Genomic DNA, 14651 nt, shown 5'->3' with positions numbered 1-14651 from the left:
CTATGAGCGATGTGGAACTGGCCCAGCCAGAATTGGTTTGGGACATCCAGGCGGAGCTGGGCGAAGGCCCGGTCTGGGATGCGGCGCGTGGCGCGGTGTGGTTCGTCGACATCAAGGGTCGAAAGCTGCATCGCTACACCCCGGCGACGGCTGAGAAGCGGTCTTGGGACACGCCGGACCAGACCGGATTTGCTCTGCCTGCCGAGGACGGTTCTCTGGTCTGCGGCGTGCGCGGCGGGCTGTATCGCTTCGATCCTGACCAGGGCGACTTCTCGCGGTTTCAGCCGGTCGAGGAAGACCGGCCGCAGAACCGGCTGAACGACGGCTTCGTCGCGCCTGACGGGTCGCTGTGGTTCGGCTCGATGGACGACAGCGAACAGGTCCAGACCGGCGCCCTCTATCGCTGGTTCCGGGGCGAGCTGACGCGGCACGACGACGGCTATGGCGTCACCAACGGCCCCTGCCTCAGCCCCGACGGCCGCACCCTTTATCACCACGATACGCTGAAGAAGACCGTGCTGGCCTTCGACCACGACGACGGCGCGATCTCCAACCGGCGCGTCTTCGCCGTGACCGAGGACGGCTATGCCGACGGCCCCAGCATGGATGCGGCGGGCGTGCTTCACGTCGGCCTTTTCAACGGCTGGGGCGTGGCGCGTTTCGCACCCGACGGGACCCCGCTGGGCAAGATCGAAGCGCCGGTCCAGACGGTGACCAAGGCGGCCTTCGGCGGCCCCGATCTGCGCGACCTCTATATGACCACGGCCTGGCTGGGGAACGCCGACAAGCGGGCGGACCAGCCGACCCTGGGCGGTCTTTATTGCGTGCGCGTCGAAACACCGGGCCTGCCTCAGAACCGGATCTCGCTGTGATAGCACTGACGGCCGGCGACTGGCGCGCCACTTTGTCGCCTGAACTGGGCGGGGCGGTACTCAGCCTGGACTGGCGCGACCAGCCCGTGTTTCGTCCCACGCCCGAAGGCGCGACCGATATTCTGGAGACCGCCTGTTTCCCGCTGGTCCCCTACGCCAACCGCATCGCCGATGGACGCTTTGTCTTCGACGGCCGCACGGTGCAACTCCCAGCGCTGGATCGGTTCGCCCCCCACGCCTTGCATGGAGACGCCTGGCTCTTGCCCTGGACCGTCGAAAGCCAGACGGCGAGCCGGGTCGAGATGACGCTGGACTGGCCCGGCGACACGGACGGCTGGCCCTGGCCTTGGCGCGCGCGCCAGGTCATCGAACTGACGGACCAGGGCCTGACGATCACCCTGTCCATGATCAACACCGGCGAGGCGGTCATGCCTGCCGGACTGGGCCTGCATCCCTATTTCCATCGGTATGCCGACAGCCGACTGACCCTGTCGGCCCAGGGCGTCTGGATCACCGACGCCCGCGAGATTCCCGAACGCCTGGCGTCCCCAGCCGAGATCGCGGACTGGTCGAACGGTCTGGCCCTCGCCGACGCGCCCTTCGTCGATCACGCCTATGCCGGCTGGTCCGGCGAGGCGGTGCTGGACGGCGGCGGTCGCCGGGTGACGCTGACGGCCGATGCGCCCGCGCGCTGGACCCAGGTCTATGCGCCGAAAGGCACCGACTTCTACTGCGTCGAACCCGTCACCCACCGACCCGACGCCCACAATGCGCCGTCGTCGGAACAGACCGGATTGCAGCGACTGGCGCCGGGGCGCAGCCTCGGGATGGCGATGACGGTGTCGGCTGTGGAACTCCTGCTCTAGTCGAGAGGCGGCCGAAGTCGGTTTGGCGAAATGCAAAAGGGCGCAGCCTTTCGGCCGCGCCCTCTGGCGTCACATCGGTGGACGGGGATCAGCCGCGACGGTTGTCGTAATCGCGACGCTCGTTGCGGATCTGGGCCGACAGGCGGTCGAAGCGGCGGTCTAGATCGGTGCGCTCCCAGGCGGTCAGGCCGCCACGGCGGTAGCTGGCCTCCAGGCGCAGGATGCTGCTGAACTCGCCACGCAGGCGGGTGGCTTCGCGGCGGCTGATCTGACCGTTGCGGACGCCTTGGTCGATGCGGCGGTCCAGGTTGGCCTGGCGGGCGTTGATCGACTGCCACGAACCGTAGCCGGCGTGCTGGGCGCCGTGATGCGGCGGGGCCGGACGGCTATAGGATTGCGCGAAGGACGGGGCGGCGACCGAAACGGCGGCCAGGACGATGGCGGGGACGATAAGCTTGCGCATGGCGATCTCCTTGAAACGGTCTTCGCCGGTCGGGGTGACCAGCGATGAGGAGAGTTGACCATCCGGCGGCTGAGCCGGTTCTGAACAGCGCCGATCAGATTCGGTTCATGTCGGTGACAACTTCGACAGGATCGGTGTTCGCCGGTTTGGCGCGAGGGTCGCTTTAAACTATACGACGTATTCAGCGCCCGTTCAGATGATTGGGCCTAGATCGGTCGCCATGTCCCGTAAACCCGCCAGCCTCATCGTCGCCCCGCCCGCCTTGGCCTTGGCCCTGGCCCTGGCGTTCGCTCCCGTCCTTTCGACGCAGGCGGTCGCCCAGTCGCGCGATCAGGGTCAACAGTCGCAGGATCGACCCCCTCCGCGCGTCAGTCCGGACGAGGCGCGTCGCCGTGGCGGCGCGGCCGGCGGCGGCCGCCCCATCGACACCCAACCGCGCCGCGACGGCAACTACTCCGTCCTGGTCGAACGTGACGGCCGCGTGCGCGAGGTCGTGGTCGACGGCCGCACCGGCCAGGCGCGCCCTGACAACAACAACCAACGTCGCAGGCCTGACTGATGCGGGTGCTTTTGGTCGAGGACGACGCGGATCTGTCGCGTCAGCTTAAGGCGGCGCTGGGCGACGCGGGCTATGCCGTGGATCACGCTCCTGACGGCGAGGAAGCCCATTATCTGGGCGAGAACGAACCCTATGACGTCGTGGTGCTGGACCTGGGCCTGCCCAAGATCGACGGCGTGTCGGTGCTGGAGCGCTGGCGGCGCGACGGCAAGACGACGCCGGTCCTGATCCTGACGGCGCGCGGCGCCTGGTCGGACAAGGTGGCGGGCTTCGACGCCGGGGCCGACGACTATCTGACCAAGCCTTTCCATACCGAGGAACTGCTGGCGCGCCTGCGAGCCCTGCTGCGCCGCTCGGCCGGCATCGCCTCTGCGACCCTGGCCTGCGGGGGCCTGCGGCTGGATCCGCGCGCGGCGCGGGCCAGCGTCAACGGCGAACCGCTGCGCCTGACCTCGCTGGAATACCGGTTGCTGCATTACATGATGATGCATCAGGGCCGGGTCATCAGCCGCACGGAGCTGGTCGAGCACCTGTACGATCAGGACTTCGACCGGGATTCCAACACCATCGAGGTCTTCATCGGCCGGGTGCGCAAGAAGGTCGGGTCCGACCGGATCGAGACCGTGCGCGGCCTGGGATATCGGCTGACGCCTCTGGCGGGCGAATCCGAAGCGGCGTGACCGAGGCGTCGGCTTCCAGGCGTCAGGATTGGGGCCGCTGGTTCGGGCGGCCCGGTCGCTCGCTGACGCGGCGGTTGATCTGGCTGGCCTCGGCCTGGATCCTGGTGGCCCTGGTCGTCGCCGCCCTGGTCCTGACCCAGGCCTTCCAGGAATCGGCGCTGCGCCGTCTGGGGGCCATGCTGAACGAGACCATCGACGAGATCGTGGTCGGCGCCAGCCGCACGCCCCAGGGCGACGTGGTGGCCCAGATCCAGGACGCCCGCACCCTGCGCCTGCTGTCCGGCAAATACTGGCAGATCATGGAGGTTCGGCCGGACGGACGCCTAGTCAGCCTGGCCCGTTCCAACTCGCTGTGGAGCTATGACCTGACCCTGCCGGCCGATCTGCCCAACCGGCTGGATGCGGCGTTCGGGGACGTGATCACCTTCAACACCACCGGTCCCAAGGACGACGACGTGACGCGCGAGCCCCTGCGCGTCGCCGCCAGCATGAAGTCCATTCCCCGGCACGAACATCCGGTCATCTTCATCGCCGCCATCGACCGCTCCGAGGTGGACGCCGACACGCGCCAGTTCGCCCGCGTCACCTGGACGGCGATGCTGATCCTGGGCCTGGGCCTGGTGTCTGCGGTCTTCATCCAGGTCCGGATCGGCCTGCGCCCCCTGTTCGACCTGCGCGACGAGATCGCCGATGTGCGAAAGGGCAAGTCGGCCCGGATCGGGCGGTCCTATCCGCTGGAAATCCAGCCCCTGGCCGAACAGGTCAACCGCCTCTTGGATCATAACCAGGAGGTGGTGGAGCGTCAGCGCACCCACGTGGGCAACCTGGCCCATGCGCTGAAGACGCCGATCTCGGTCATGCTGGCCGAGGCGGGGACGACGCAAGGGTCGCTGCCCGAACTGGTGCGGCGTCAGACCAAGGTCATGCAGGGCCAGGTCGATCACCACCTGCGCCGCGCCCGCGCCGCCGCCCGCGCCGCCCACGGCCTGGGCGAGACCACGCCCGTCGCCGAGGTGCTGGACGAGCTGGCGGTCATGATCGAACAGGTGTTCCGCGACAAGAACGTCGAGATCGACTGGCGCGCGCCCGACAACCTGTCCTTCCTGGGCGAGCGTCAGGACCTGCAGGAGATCCTGGGCAATCTGATCGAGAACGCCGCCAAATTTTCCAAGCGTCGGGTGCGCGTCTCGGCGGGCGGCAGCGGCCTGGGGCAGATGATCCTGGTGGTCGAGGACGACGGGCCGGGCCTGCCGGCCGACCAACGCGACACGGTCATGCAGCGCGGCGCGCGGCTGGACGAGAGCGCGCCGGGCTCGGGCCTGGGCCTGTCGATCGTGGACGACCTGACCCGCGCCTATGGCGGGCGGTTGAACCTGGCGGACAGCGACATGGGCGGGCTGAAGGCCGTGCTGGAACTGCCGGCCGCCCAGGCGGACTAGAGCGGGTCGCCGCCCCGGCGGTAGCATTCGCAGGCGGCCCGCTCCAGCGCCGCGCGGTCCAGCACCGTGATGCGGCCGCGCGAATAGGCGATGGCGCCGGCCTTCTGAAGCCCCTGCGCCGCCTCGTTAACCGTGGTGCGCTGCGACCCCAGCATCGACGCCAGATACTCCTGCGTCAGGTTCAGGGTGTCGCCCTCGACCCGGTCGTGACAGCGCAGCAGCCATTTGGCGAACCGCTGGCCCGCGTGGTGCAGGGCGTTGCAGGCCGTGGACTGCTCCAGTTCGCCCTGCAGCCGGGCCATGTAGTCGCCGACAGCGTCGCGCACGCCCAGCCGCTGGGCCGACAGGGCCCGAAAGCGCGCGGCGTCCACCCGCCGCGCCGTGCCGGCGACCTGGGCCACGCTGCGGGTGTGGGCGTGGTGCGGCACGACCGAGGCGACGACGCCCAGCACCCCCTCGCGGCCGATCATGACCGTCTCCACCGTTCGTCCGTCCTCCAGCACCGCCACCGAGGAGCAGAAGCCGCTGTCGATGAAGTGCAGGTGTTCGATGGCGTCGTCCGGCTCGTTGAACACATGACCCAGGGCGAATTCGACGGGGACGGCGATCGCCAGCAGGGCGTCGCGGTCTTCGGGATTCAGGTCGTGGATCAACCGGTTGCCCGGCGGGAGACTGCGCATGAGTTCGCGCATAGGGCGATCTGCTTCGCGCGTCTGTCGAAACTCGACACAGCGTAGCTGTATCCGGCTCCGCTTTCTGGGGAAAAGCCCTGATTTTACCGAGATGTGTACGAAACCGATCAGCCGGCGTCGGTGGCGGTGCGCTCCAGCCGGGCCACGAGACGCTCGGCCTGATGAACCTCGACACCGATGCAGGAGGCGTGATCGGCCAGGCGCTTGCGGGCGGCGGCCACGGCCATGGCGTCGTCGGCCCCGTCGAAGAAGTCGAGCAGTGGGCGGCGGTCGGCCTCGTCGAAGAAGTGAAACTCGTAGATGCGCAAGCGAACGGCTCCCAGGCCGAGAACCTTAGCCTTGAGGTTGCGGGCCTGTCTGTCGGATGTCGACACAGCGCGGGTTCGGGAGCCTTTGCCGTGCGAGCGGCGTTAGGGGGCTTCTCGCCGCCGGGGATGCAATGACCGCCGCCAAGACCTTTCTTAGACGCGCCCCTGTCCTGCGGCGCCTGCCGCCGCTGGCGACGCTGGTCGAGTGGGCGGCGCGGGTCGGATATGGCGCGCGGGGCTTCGTCTATCTGTCGGCCGGGGCGCTGACCCTGCTGGCGGCGACGGACCGGATCGGCGAGGCCGTGGGGACGAGCGGGGCGACGGGCTGGCTGGCGGCCCAGCCGTTCGGCAAGGTCTGGCTGGTGCTGCTGGGGCTGGGCCTGTGGGCCTTCGTGGGCTGGCGGGTGCTGCAGGCGGTGTTCGACGCGGACCATGAGGGGGCCGACCTGAAGGGCTGGGCGACGCGGGCGGGGCAGGCGGCCAGCGGCCTGTTCTACGGCGTGCTGGCGTCGGGGGTGTTCGAGTATCTGGACGAGTTCGGCGAGGCGACCAGCGCATCCTCCGCCCAAGCGGAGAGCGTGGCCGAGAACCAGGAGAAGGCGGCCGCTCTGCTGGGTCTGCCGTTCGGCGAGGCGCTGCTGATCGGGGCGGGGCTTGTGGTGCTGGGCGTCGGCGTCGGCAATATCGTTCGGGCCTTCCGCGACGACTTCGACGACGCCCTGGCCTGTCCTAAGGCCTTCTGCGGGACGGCGACGGCCCTGGCGCGGGCGGGATACGGGGCGCGGGGGTTCGCCTATCTGCCGCTGGGGGTGTTCGTGGTTCTGGCGGGGCTGCACGCGCGGTCGGGCGAGGTGACGACGACGGCGGCGGCGCTGGACGCGCTGGAGGCCCAGCCGGGCGGGTCGTGGATCCTGGGACTGACGGCGGCGGGGCTGATGGCCTTCGGCGCCTTCGCCTTCGTGGAGGCGCGCTGGCGCAGGATCCGGCCGCCCAGGGATCTGAAGATCGGCTGAGGCTTGGCGTCGGGCTTGGCCTCCCTATATTCCAGCAACACTTGCTGTTCCAGAAGGCCCTCGCCATGACCAAGACCCTGAAGATCGACTTCGTTTCCGACGTGGTCTGCCCCTGGTGCGTGGTGGGCCTGGGCGGGCTGGAGGCGGCGCTGGACGCCCTCAAGAGCGAGGGGATCGCCGCCGACATCGCCTTTCAGCCGTTCGAGCTGAACCCCCAGATCGCGCCCGAGGGCGAAAACATCGTCGAACACATCGGCCGAAAATACGGCGCGTCGCCTGAGCAGTCCGCCGCCAACCGCGCCATGATCCGAGAGCGGGCCGGCGAGGTCGGCTTCGACATGCGGATGACCGACGACAGCCGGATCTGGAACACCTTCGACGCCCACCGCCTGCTGCACTGGGCGCACGAGACGGCGCCCGACAAGCAGAAGGCCCTGAAACAGGCCCTGTTCACCGCCCACTTCACCGAGAACCGCAACCTGACCGACGCCGGGGTTCTGACCGCCGCCGCCGAGGCCGCCGGGCTGGACCGGGCCGAGGCGGGCGAGGTGCTGGCCTCGGGCCGCTACGCCCAGGCCGTGCGGGCGTCAGAGGACCTGTGGCGCGCGCGCGGCATCACCTCGGTCCCCGCCGTGGTGGTGGAGGGCAAATACCTGATCAGCGGCGGCCAACCGGCGTCGGTGTTCGAAGAGGCGCTGAGGAAGATGGCGGCGGAGGTGTGAGCTTCACCGTCTCCTCCCTGGCGCGAAGCGACGGGGAGGTGGCGCGGCGCCGCTTGGCGCCGTGACGGAGGGGCTTTTTCAGCAAGGCCAATGTCAGTGGGGCGTCAAGAGCCCTCCACCACGCCCTGCGGGCGCGGTCCCCCTCCCCATCGCAGGCGATGGGGAGGAGACGATCACGGCGGGTCGGTTTCAGACTCCCCCGCATCAAAAACACCGTCTGAACTGTGCAATTCGTCTGAAATCGGGGGCGGTTTCAGGTCGTCCAGCGCCTCCACTCGGGCCATCAGGGCGTCGCGGCCGGCGTAGTCGCCGGGCGTCAGGGCGGCGGCCTCCAGGGCGATGACGCCGATCTCCCGGGCGACGGCCGTGGCGCGTTCGGCCATGTCGGGTTCTTTCGGTTTCGGCTCGGGCTTCGGCGCGGATGGGGCAGCCGGCGGCTCCGCCTCGCGCGCCAGGCGGGTCAGATGGGCGTGCAGCCGCACCCACCGCGCCGCCTCCATCGCGCGCCCGGCCTGGACCGCCCGGCCCATCCGCACCAGGGCGTGGGCCGCCATCTCTGCAAAGTCGGGCAGGCCCTGCGCCGTCTCGAACGGCAGGTCGATGGGGTCGTCCATTGGCAGGGGCGCGGGATCGTCCTGGTCCTCGCGCCGCCAGCCTTCGTCCCTGGCGCGGGCGCGAAAGGTGCTGACCCCCATGCCGTAACGGGCGCTGACCTCCTCGGCCGTGTCGCCCTCCAGATAGGCCTTGCCCGCCGCCTGCCAGGCCTCTTTCGACAGGCGGCGATAGCCGCGATTGTGGACCCGGTCGGCGTCGCGCGCGACGGCGTCGGAGGCGGCGAGGGTCGGCGGCCGCAACAGATGCATCGGCAGGCCGTGCGTGCGCCAGAACCGCACCTCGGCCTCGGCCGAGCAGTCCAGGTGAAGCGCGTCGCGATACGCCTGTTCCAGACCCGCCGCGCGCAGGACGCGGATCTGATCCAGCCCCTGCTGCGTGGCCGCATCGTAATGCGGATCTCGCGGCCCATCGAACCCGCCGCCCTCGCCGTCGTCATAGGCCTGATCGTCGTCCATCCCATCCCCCGGCTGTCGCCCACGCCCGATCCCAGGACGCGCCCCCAGTCTAAGGCCGTCCCGAACCGTGATAGGGTAGAGGCCGTCGATTTCGCGAAAGCCGAGGGATTTCAACGGGCCGGGAGGGGACATGTTGTATAGGAAGGGGCGCTAGCTGTGCATCTGTCCCTCTCCCGTTGGGAGAGGGCTTGAGGCTCGGCAAGCGAAGCGCGCCGCAAGCCGAAAGGGTGAGGGTCGTGCGTCACCGGCGAGGTCCGACCCTCACCCCTTTCGCGTTTCCAATCGCTTCGCTCTCGGACGCTCAAGCCCTCTCCCAACGGGAGAGGGAGCACACGCCTAGGCCCGCTTCTTCTTCGGTGCAGCCGGGGCGTCGGCGGCGGTGACCAGATGCCCCTTCCAGCCGGGCGGCGGCAGGAACTTGCCGGACTTCTCCTCGCGCGTGCCGGTGCGCGCGATCAGGGCGGCGTCGCGCCCGGCCTTCAGAACGGTTTCGGTGTCGAAAATCTTACTCATCGCGGGCTCGTTTCTAGCAGTTCCAGGCCCTCGTCGCTACTCGCATAGACCTCCCACGAGTCCACCAGCGGTTTGTAGACCGTCTCCAGATAGTCGAGGCTGAGCGCGAAACGGCGGCGCAGCGTGTCTTCCGGTATGCCGTGGCCGCCCTGGGCGACACGGCGCGCCACGCGGGCGACGGAGAAGTCCGCCGAGGGCGGACGCAGATAGATCAGTTCGACACGGTATCCGGCGGCCTTGAACCGGCGGATGCGCGGGGCGTGGGAGCGGGTGGCCAGGGTCGTCTCCAGCACCCCGTCGGCCCGCTCGACGAACAGGGCGTCCAGCCGCTCCAGCACCAGCCGCCCGGCCGCCAGATCGCGCGCCGCGCCTTCGCCCGTCAGACCACGCGCCACCTCGTCCGGGTTCACGAACCGGAAGGCCTCCGCCCGCTGACGCAGGAAGCGGTTGATGAAGGTGGTCTTGCCGGCGCCGTTCGGCCCGGCGAGGAGGACGAGGGTGGGCATTAGAAAGCGACCAACTATTCTCGATGCATTAGCTCTCGAAGTCTTGTTGCTGCACGCTTGAGGCTGGGAGAGTTTTCTATGGCTACCCCAACCCGCCATTTCGTCCGGAGGAATTCTTCAACTCTGGGATTGTAAGCTGGGCCAACTGCCGCAGACGCACCTTGAGCAGGAACCATGTCGTCTCGAATACGGCTATTCCTCGATGATCGTGCCAGATTGACGAATGTTTGCTTTGGGTCCGGTAGTCGATCAACATTATTTGGTACGCGATTTCCCGGAATTTCTAAAAATTCCGTGACTCTGTCCGGGTCAGCCAAGAGCCAAGCCTCGGTTTCCATCTCTGCAAATCTAACGACCAAGTTTGGCGCTTGAGGGCCCCGGATCCATTCTTGTCGGAGTTCGATGGGGCAATTTAAGACCGAGTCTCTATCCGTAAGGACGAATATTTTTAGCCCTGCTGCCGCCTCGTTGAAGTCTTTTAGCTTGCGCCGGATATAGCCGTTTCCTTGTCTCCCAAGTCGATTGACAACCACGCCATGAGGATCGACGTGAGAAAGCAAAATCTCAGTCACGATTTCAGAGGGCAAATCTTCAGTAACAATCGTTAGATGGCCTGGCATTTCAGTCCAACGCAGCGAACAGATCAAGTTGCCGTGGTCGAGTCCTTGGCAGCACAACCTCTCCAGCAGAAAGACCTGCCTTCATCAGCCTCGACAGGTCATCGAAATCAGATAGGGCCGTTGCGGCCGTTCCCTCGTGGCTTGGTTCTAAGAGAATAACTTCCCTAGCCTCAATGCCCTCGTCGGAAAGTAAGTCCATACTGTGCGTGCTTACGATGACCTGACGACGACGCTGTCTCTGCATTCGATAAATTAGAGGGCCTAGCCTAGCAACAATCGCCGAATTGAGAGAAAGTTCAGGCTCCTCAAGCAGTAAAAGGGACTCGCTTTCCAGCAAGGACCATAAGAGTCCTATTAGCCTTAGTGTTCCGTCAGAAAATTGATCCTCTCTTTGCCATCCAGCATTTGGTCGCCAATGAGAGTACAGAGCGCCCAGGTGAGGGCGGCCAGTATCGTCATCGCGCTCAAATCGAAGTTGCTGAAGTTGAGGAACCGCCACTTTAAGAGCGGTCTCAATTCTTGCAAGTCGTGATTTTTGTATTCGGGGGCTAGTCTTAGCTACTCGTTCCAAGAATCCTTGCCCAAACGGATCAGATTCAAGCAATCTTCCCTGAAACAGCTCGGGGTGGCGAAGCAGTTGCGGGACGAGATGAAGATATGTCGTCGAGAAAAAGAAGTTAACTAGTTCTCGAAACTGAGAGTTCTCATTAACTTGCTCAAGGAATGATTGAGTGAGGCGCTCTGGGTCGTCTCGGTCGTCTGAGTTGGGGCGAGATAGGACGATTTCTTCGTCGCGCCACACCTTTTCCTCGGCAACGATAGGGCGTCTGAAGCCTCGAATTTCTTGGCCAATAGATAGCCTATATCTCCAGATCGTGGGGCCATCTTGCGTTTCCGAAAGATGCAGCTCGATCGTAATTTCTGGGTCTTTGCGCGCAGACAGCGAGCGAAGTTTAGATACGCCACCGCGATCCTTGACTGCCTTTTGTACGCCGCCTCCCTCTGGTTTTGCGACATCTCGGAGAAACCTGAATGCGTCTAGGAAGTTAGATTTTCCCGCCGCATTAGGGCCGACTACGAATTGCCTTTCGCGAAGCCCGACGTTGATCGAGCGAAAATTGCGCCAGTTTCCCAGAATGATTCGATTGACGAGCACCGCTTACCTCAGATGAGTTCGCGGTAGATTACGGGCCAGGAGGGTATGCAGCAAGATTTTCAGTTATCGCCTCACACCTTCACCTCCACCACCCCGCCGCCGGCCCTAAACTTCGCGCTCATCTCCGTCATTCCGGCCTCGGCTTCCGCCAGCGAACCGCCCGCGTCGTGCTGGGCCTGGGCGTCGCGGCGGATGTCCTGGCTGATCTTCATGCTGCAGAACTTGGGGCCGCACATGGAGCAGAAGTGGGCGGTCTTGTGGGCTTCCTTGGGCAGGGTGGCGTCGTGGTATTTGCGGGCGGTTTCCGGGTCCAGACCCAGGTTGAACTGGTCCTCCCAGCGGAACTCGAACCGGGCGCGCGACAGGGCGTCGTCGTGCAGGCGGGCGGCGGGGTGGCCCTTGGCCAGGTCGGCGGCGTGGGCGGCGATCTTGTAGGTGATGACGCCGTCCTTGACGTCCTGACGGTCGGGCAGGCCCAGATGCTCCTTGGGCGTGACGTAGCAGAGCATGGCCGTGCCGAACCAGCCGATCATGGCCGCCCCGATGGCGGATGTGATGTGGTCATAGCCGGGGGCGATGTCGGTGGTGAGCGGGCCAAGCGTATAGAAGGGCGCCTCGTGGCAGTGTTTCAGCTGCTCATCCATGTTGGCCTTGATCTTGTGCATCGGCACGTGGCCGGGGCCCTCGATCATGACCTGGCAGCCCTTGGCCCAGGCGATCTTGGTCAGTTCGCCCAGGGTGCGCAGCTCGGCGAACTGGGCCTCGTCATTGGCGTCGGCGATGGAGCCGGGGCGCAGGCCGTCGCCCAGGCTGAACGAGACATCATAGGCGCGCATGATGTCGCAGATGTCCTCGAAATGCTCGTAGAGGAAGCTCTCCTTGTGGTGGGACAGGCACCATTTGGCCATGATGGAGCCGCCGCGCGAGACGATGCCGGTGACGCGTTTGGCCGTCATCGGCACGAAGGGCAGGCGCACCCCGGCGTGGATGGTGAAATAGTCGACGCCCTGTTCGGCCTGTTCGATCAGGGTGTCGCGGAACACCTCCCACGTCAGGTCCTCGGCGACGCCGTTCACCTTCTCCAGCGCTTGATAGATGGGGACGGTGCCGATGGGGACGGACGAGTTGCGGATGATCCAGTCGCGGATGTTGTGGATGTTGCGGCCCGTCGACAGGTCCATGACGTTGTCGGCGCCCCAGCGGGTGGCCCAGACCAGTTTGTCGACCTCGTCGTCCACCGACGACAGGACGGCGGAGTTGCCGATGTTCGCATTGATCTTCACCAGGAAGTTGCGGCCGATGATCATCGGCTCGACCTCGGGGTGGTTGATGTTGTGCGGAATGATGGCGCGGCCGCGGGCGATCTCCTGCCGGACGAACTCGGGCGTCACGAAGTCGGGGATGGCGGCGCCGAAGTCCTCTCCGTCACGGATGCAGGGGGCGTTCTGTTCGCGGCGCAGGTTCTCGCGGATGGCGACATATTCCATCTCGGGCGTGATGATGCCGGCCTTGGCGTATTCGTACTGGGTGACGGGGCGGCCCTCGACGCCCTTGAAGACACGGTGGTTCGAGACGTCGAAGCGGGGGGCGAGGTGGCGGCCGGAGGCGTGGCCGTTGTCTTCGGGCTTGACCTCGCGGGGGTTCAGGACCGGGGCGATGTCGCCGCGATCCATCTGCCATGACGACTTCACCAGGGGCAGGCCGCGCTTGATGTCGATGGTCACCGTCGGGTCGGTGTAGGGGCCGGAGCTGTCGTAGATGGTCACCGGCGGCTCGTTGGCCGACGGATGGACGGCGACCTCGCGGAAGGGGACGCGGATGTCGGGGTAGAGTTCTCCCGCGACATAGACCTTGCGGCTGCCCGCCCGTTCGCCGGTGGGGATGGTTCCGGTCTCGCGCATGACCGCGTCGCGGGCGTCCTTGAGCGCCAGATCCACATTGGGCTCTTCGGGCAGGACGGGCGGGGTGACTTGGATGTTCATGGCGGCCTCAAACGGTTGAGGTCTGCCGACGTCGGGCGGAACGGTCCTGTAGCGTGGACCAAAAGCGTTTCCCATCCCTTCGCCGGCATGACCCGGATCAGGTTCGACGGGTCAGGCGGCTACGCCAATCTCAGCCGCTGGGCGCTTTCAGGCGAAGTGGTCGCCGGTTCGCCGCCCGGAAAGCGCCCACTTAAGTGGCGCGCCTTCGAACCGCTCGCTGGAACCGCTCGCTGAAGGCGCGCTGCGCGACCCCCCGGAGAACGCGATCACCCTAACGCGCCCGAGCCGGGAAGTCGAGTTGTCCGGTATCGTACACAAGTCCTTGTAGTTGCATCTGTTTTAATTGGCTATGGTCGGGCGACGGCCGGATTGCGGCTCTGGAGGAGAAGACGACATGAGCCTGGCCCTGGAACGCGTCGTCTATACCAGTAGAGCGCGCGGCGACGCCGACAGCCTGCTGATGCAGGTGGACATCCTGGCGGTGTCGCAGAGGAACAATGCGCGCGACGACCTGACCGGCGCCCTGATGATCCACGACGGCCGGTTCCTGCAGGTGCTGGAGGGGGCGGGGCAGGATCTGGATCGGCTGATGACCCGGCTGGCGAACGACCCACGCCACGACGAGGTGGTGGTGATCGAACGCGCGCCCATCGAGGCCCGCGACTTCTCCGGCTGGGCCATGGCCAGCGTGCGCGTGACGCCCGCGCTGGAGGACGTGCTGAGCGCCACCGTCGGCGGCGAAGGTTCGGCCCAGGAGACGGTCGAGCGGATGCAGCAGGCCGCCCTGGCCCAGGCGGCCTAGGGCGCGGACCAGCCCTTGACCGAGACGGACGCCGCGCGCGGGTCGGCGTCGAAACGGAGATAGGCCTGGGCGTGGCCGTGGCGGGGGACGTAGTCGAGGCTGGCGGTCGCGGTCTGGTCGCCCAGCACGCCCTCGACCTCGACCGCGGCGGCGGTGTCGTCGCCGTCGTTCTGGACGCGGATGGTGGCGACGTGGCCGGCCGACGTGGCCTCGACCGCGACGATCCGGGCGCTGAGGGCCGGGGGCGCGGCGGGCTGAAGCGCCTCCCACACCACGATGGCGATGGCCGACAGGGTGACGACGGCGCCGACCACGGCCATGACCCATTGCAGGACGGGGCGGCCGGGGTCTGTGGACTTGGCTTTGGCGGGCGATTTGGCGGGCATGG

General features: G+C 66.6%; 17 protein-coding genes. 8 read left to right on the top strand and 9 right to left on the bottom strand.

Annotated elements, in window-relative coordinates; all coding sequences use genetic code 11:
• Window positions 1-2: 2 nt before the first annotated feature.
• Both ACP693_RS13920 and ACP693_RS13915 read left to right on the top strand, forming a co-directional pair.
• Window positions 3-872 carry an SMP-30/gluconolactonase/LRE family protein gene (locus tag ACP693_RS13920; protein WP_426020288.1) on the top strand — a complete coding sequence of 290 codons (870 nt, stop codon included), beginning with the start codon at window positions 3-5 and terminating at the stop codon, window positions 870-872.
• Window positions 869-1738, top strand: coding sequence for an aldose 1-epimerase (locus ACP693_RS13915; RefSeq protein WP_426020286.1), 870 nt, complete (start codon window positions 869-871; stop codon window positions 1736-1738). The genes ACP693_RS13920 and ACP693_RS13915 overlap by 4 nt, the downstream gene beginning before the upstream one ends.
• An 88-nt stretch (window positions 1739-1826) precedes the next feature.
• Here ACP693_RS13915 and ACP693_RS13910 read toward each other — a convergent pair whose 3' ends face one another.
• Window positions 1827-2201 (bottom strand): hypothetical protein, encoded by a 375-nt coding sequence (locus tag ACP693_RS13910; protein WP_426020284.1) that lies wholly within the window; start codon window positions 2199-2201, stop codon window positions 1827-1829.
• A 220-nt stretch (window positions 2202-2421) separates the two neighbouring features.
• Here ACP693_RS13910 and ACP693_RS13905 point away from each other — a divergent pair, with 220 nt between their 5' ends.
• The 3 genes from ACP693_RS13905 to ACP693_RS13895 are packed head-to-tail and all read left to right on the top strand — an operon-like array spanning window position 2422 to window position 4879.
• Entirely contained in the window at window positions 2422-2760 is a 339-nt protein-coding gene (locus ACP693_RS13905) for a hypothetical protein (protein ID WP_426020282.1), read from the top strand.
• The gene (locus tag ACP693_RS13900; protein WP_346494761.1) at window positions 2760-3440 is read left to right on the top strand and encodes a response regulator transcription factor; all 681 of its coding nucleotides are present in this window, start codon (window positions 2760-2762) and stop codon (window positions 3438-3440) included. The genes ACP693_RS13905 and ACP693_RS13900 overlap by 1 nt, the downstream gene beginning before the upstream one ends.
• A complete protein-coding gene (locus tag ACP693_RS13895; RefSeq protein WP_426020280.1) occupies window positions 3437-4879 on the top strand; it encodes a sensor histidine kinase in 1443 nt (480 codons plus the stop codon). Before ACP693_RS13900 ends, ACP693_RS13895 begins: the two co-directional genes overlap by 4 nt.
• Here the strand turns inward: ACP693_RS13895 and ACP693_RS13890 are convergent.
• Both ACP693_RS13890 and ACP693_RS13885 read right to left on the bottom strand, forming a co-directional pair.
• On the bottom strand, window positions 4876-5571 hold the full coding sequence (locus ACP693_RS13890; protein WP_426020278.1) for a Crp/Fnr family transcriptional regulator: 696 nt from the start codon (window positions 5569-5571) through the stop codon (window positions 4876-4878). The genes ACP693_RS13895 and ACP693_RS13890 overlap by 4 nt on opposite strands.
• Window positions 5572-5678: 107 nt before the next feature.
• Window positions 5679-5879, bottom strand: a complete 201-nt coding sequence (locus ACP693_RS13885; RefSeq protein ID WP_426020276.1) for a hypothetical protein — start codon at window positions 5877-5879, stop codon at window positions 5679-5681.
• A 131-nt stretch (window positions 5880-6010) separates the two neighbouring features.
• Between ACP693_RS13885 and ACP693_RS13880 the strand changes: the two genes are divergently transcribed.
• A complete protein-coding gene (locus ACP693_RS13880) occupies window positions 6011-6892 on the top strand; it encodes a DUF1206 domain-containing protein (protein WP_426020274.1) in 882 nt (293 codons plus the stop codon).
• 65 nt (window positions 6893-6957) lie between these two features.
• Entirely contained in the window at window positions 6958-7614 is a 657-nt protein-coding gene (locus ACP693_RS13875) for a DsbA family oxidoreductase (RefSeq protein WP_426020272.1), read from the top strand.
• Between the two features lie 173 nt (window positions 7615-7787).
• Here ACP693_RS13875 and ACP693_RS13870 read toward each other — a convergent pair whose 3' ends face one another.
• The 5 genes from ACP693_RS13870 to thiC form a co-directional block, all read right to left on the bottom strand.
• On the bottom strand, window positions 7788-8684 hold the full coding sequence (locus ACP693_RS13870; protein ID WP_426020270.1) for a hypothetical protein: 897 nt from the start codon (window positions 8682-8684) through the stop codon (window positions 7788-7790).
• A gap of 336 nt (window positions 8685-9020) precedes the next feature.
• Entirely contained in the window at window positions 9021-9197 is a 177-nt protein-coding gene (locus ACP693_RS13865) for a hypothetical protein (protein WP_426020268.1), read from the bottom strand.
• Window positions 9194-9703 carry an AAA family ATPase gene (locus ACP693_RS13860; RefSeq protein WP_426020266.1) on the bottom strand — a complete coding sequence of 170 codons (510 nt, stop codon included), beginning with the start codon at window positions 9701-9703 and terminating at the stop codon, window positions 9194-9196. The genes ACP693_RS13865 and ACP693_RS13860 overlap by 4 nt, the downstream gene beginning before the upstream one ends.
• 621 nt (window positions 9704-10324) lie before the next feature.
• Window positions 10325-11479 (bottom strand): AAA family ATPase, encoded by a 1155-nt coding sequence (locus ACP693_RS13855; protein WP_426020262.1) that lies wholly within the window; start codon window positions 11477-11479, stop codon window positions 10325-10327.
• Between the two features lie 71 nt (window positions 11480-11550).
• Window positions 11551-13380 carry a phosphomethylpyrimidine synthase ThiC gene (gene thiC / locus ACP693_RS13850; protein ID WP_426020735.1) on the bottom strand — a complete coding sequence of 610 codons (1830 nt, stop codon included), beginning with the start codon at window positions 13378-13380 and terminating at the stop codon, window positions 11551-11553.
• Between the two features lie 475 nt (window positions 13381-13855).
• On the opposite strand from thiC, the gene ACP693_RS13845 reads away from it, so the two are divergent.
• Window positions 13856-14263: a BLUF domain-containing protein gene (locus ACP693_RS13845; protein WP_426020260.1), complete on the top strand. Its 408-nt coding sequence runs from the start codon at window positions 13856-13858 to the stop codon at window positions 14261-14263.
• On the opposite strand, the gene ACP693_RS13840 is transcribed toward ACP693_RS13845, so the two are convergent.
• Window positions 14260-14649: a hypothetical protein gene (locus ACP693_RS13840; protein WP_426020258.1), complete on the bottom strand. Its 390-nt coding sequence runs from the start codon at window positions 14647-14649 to the stop codon at window positions 14260-14262. The genes ACP693_RS13845 and ACP693_RS13840 overlap by 4 nt on opposite strands.
• Window positions 14650-14651: the final 2 nt, after the last annotated feature.

The sequence above is a fragment of the Brevundimonas sp. TWP1-3 genome, assembly GCF_049896085.1.
In the GTDB taxonomy this organism is placed as follows: domain Bacteria; phylum Pseudomonadota; class Alphaproteobacteria; order Caulobacterales; family Caulobacteraceae; genus Brevundimonas.
This window is presented reverse-complemented; position numbering and strand designations above follow the sequence as displayed.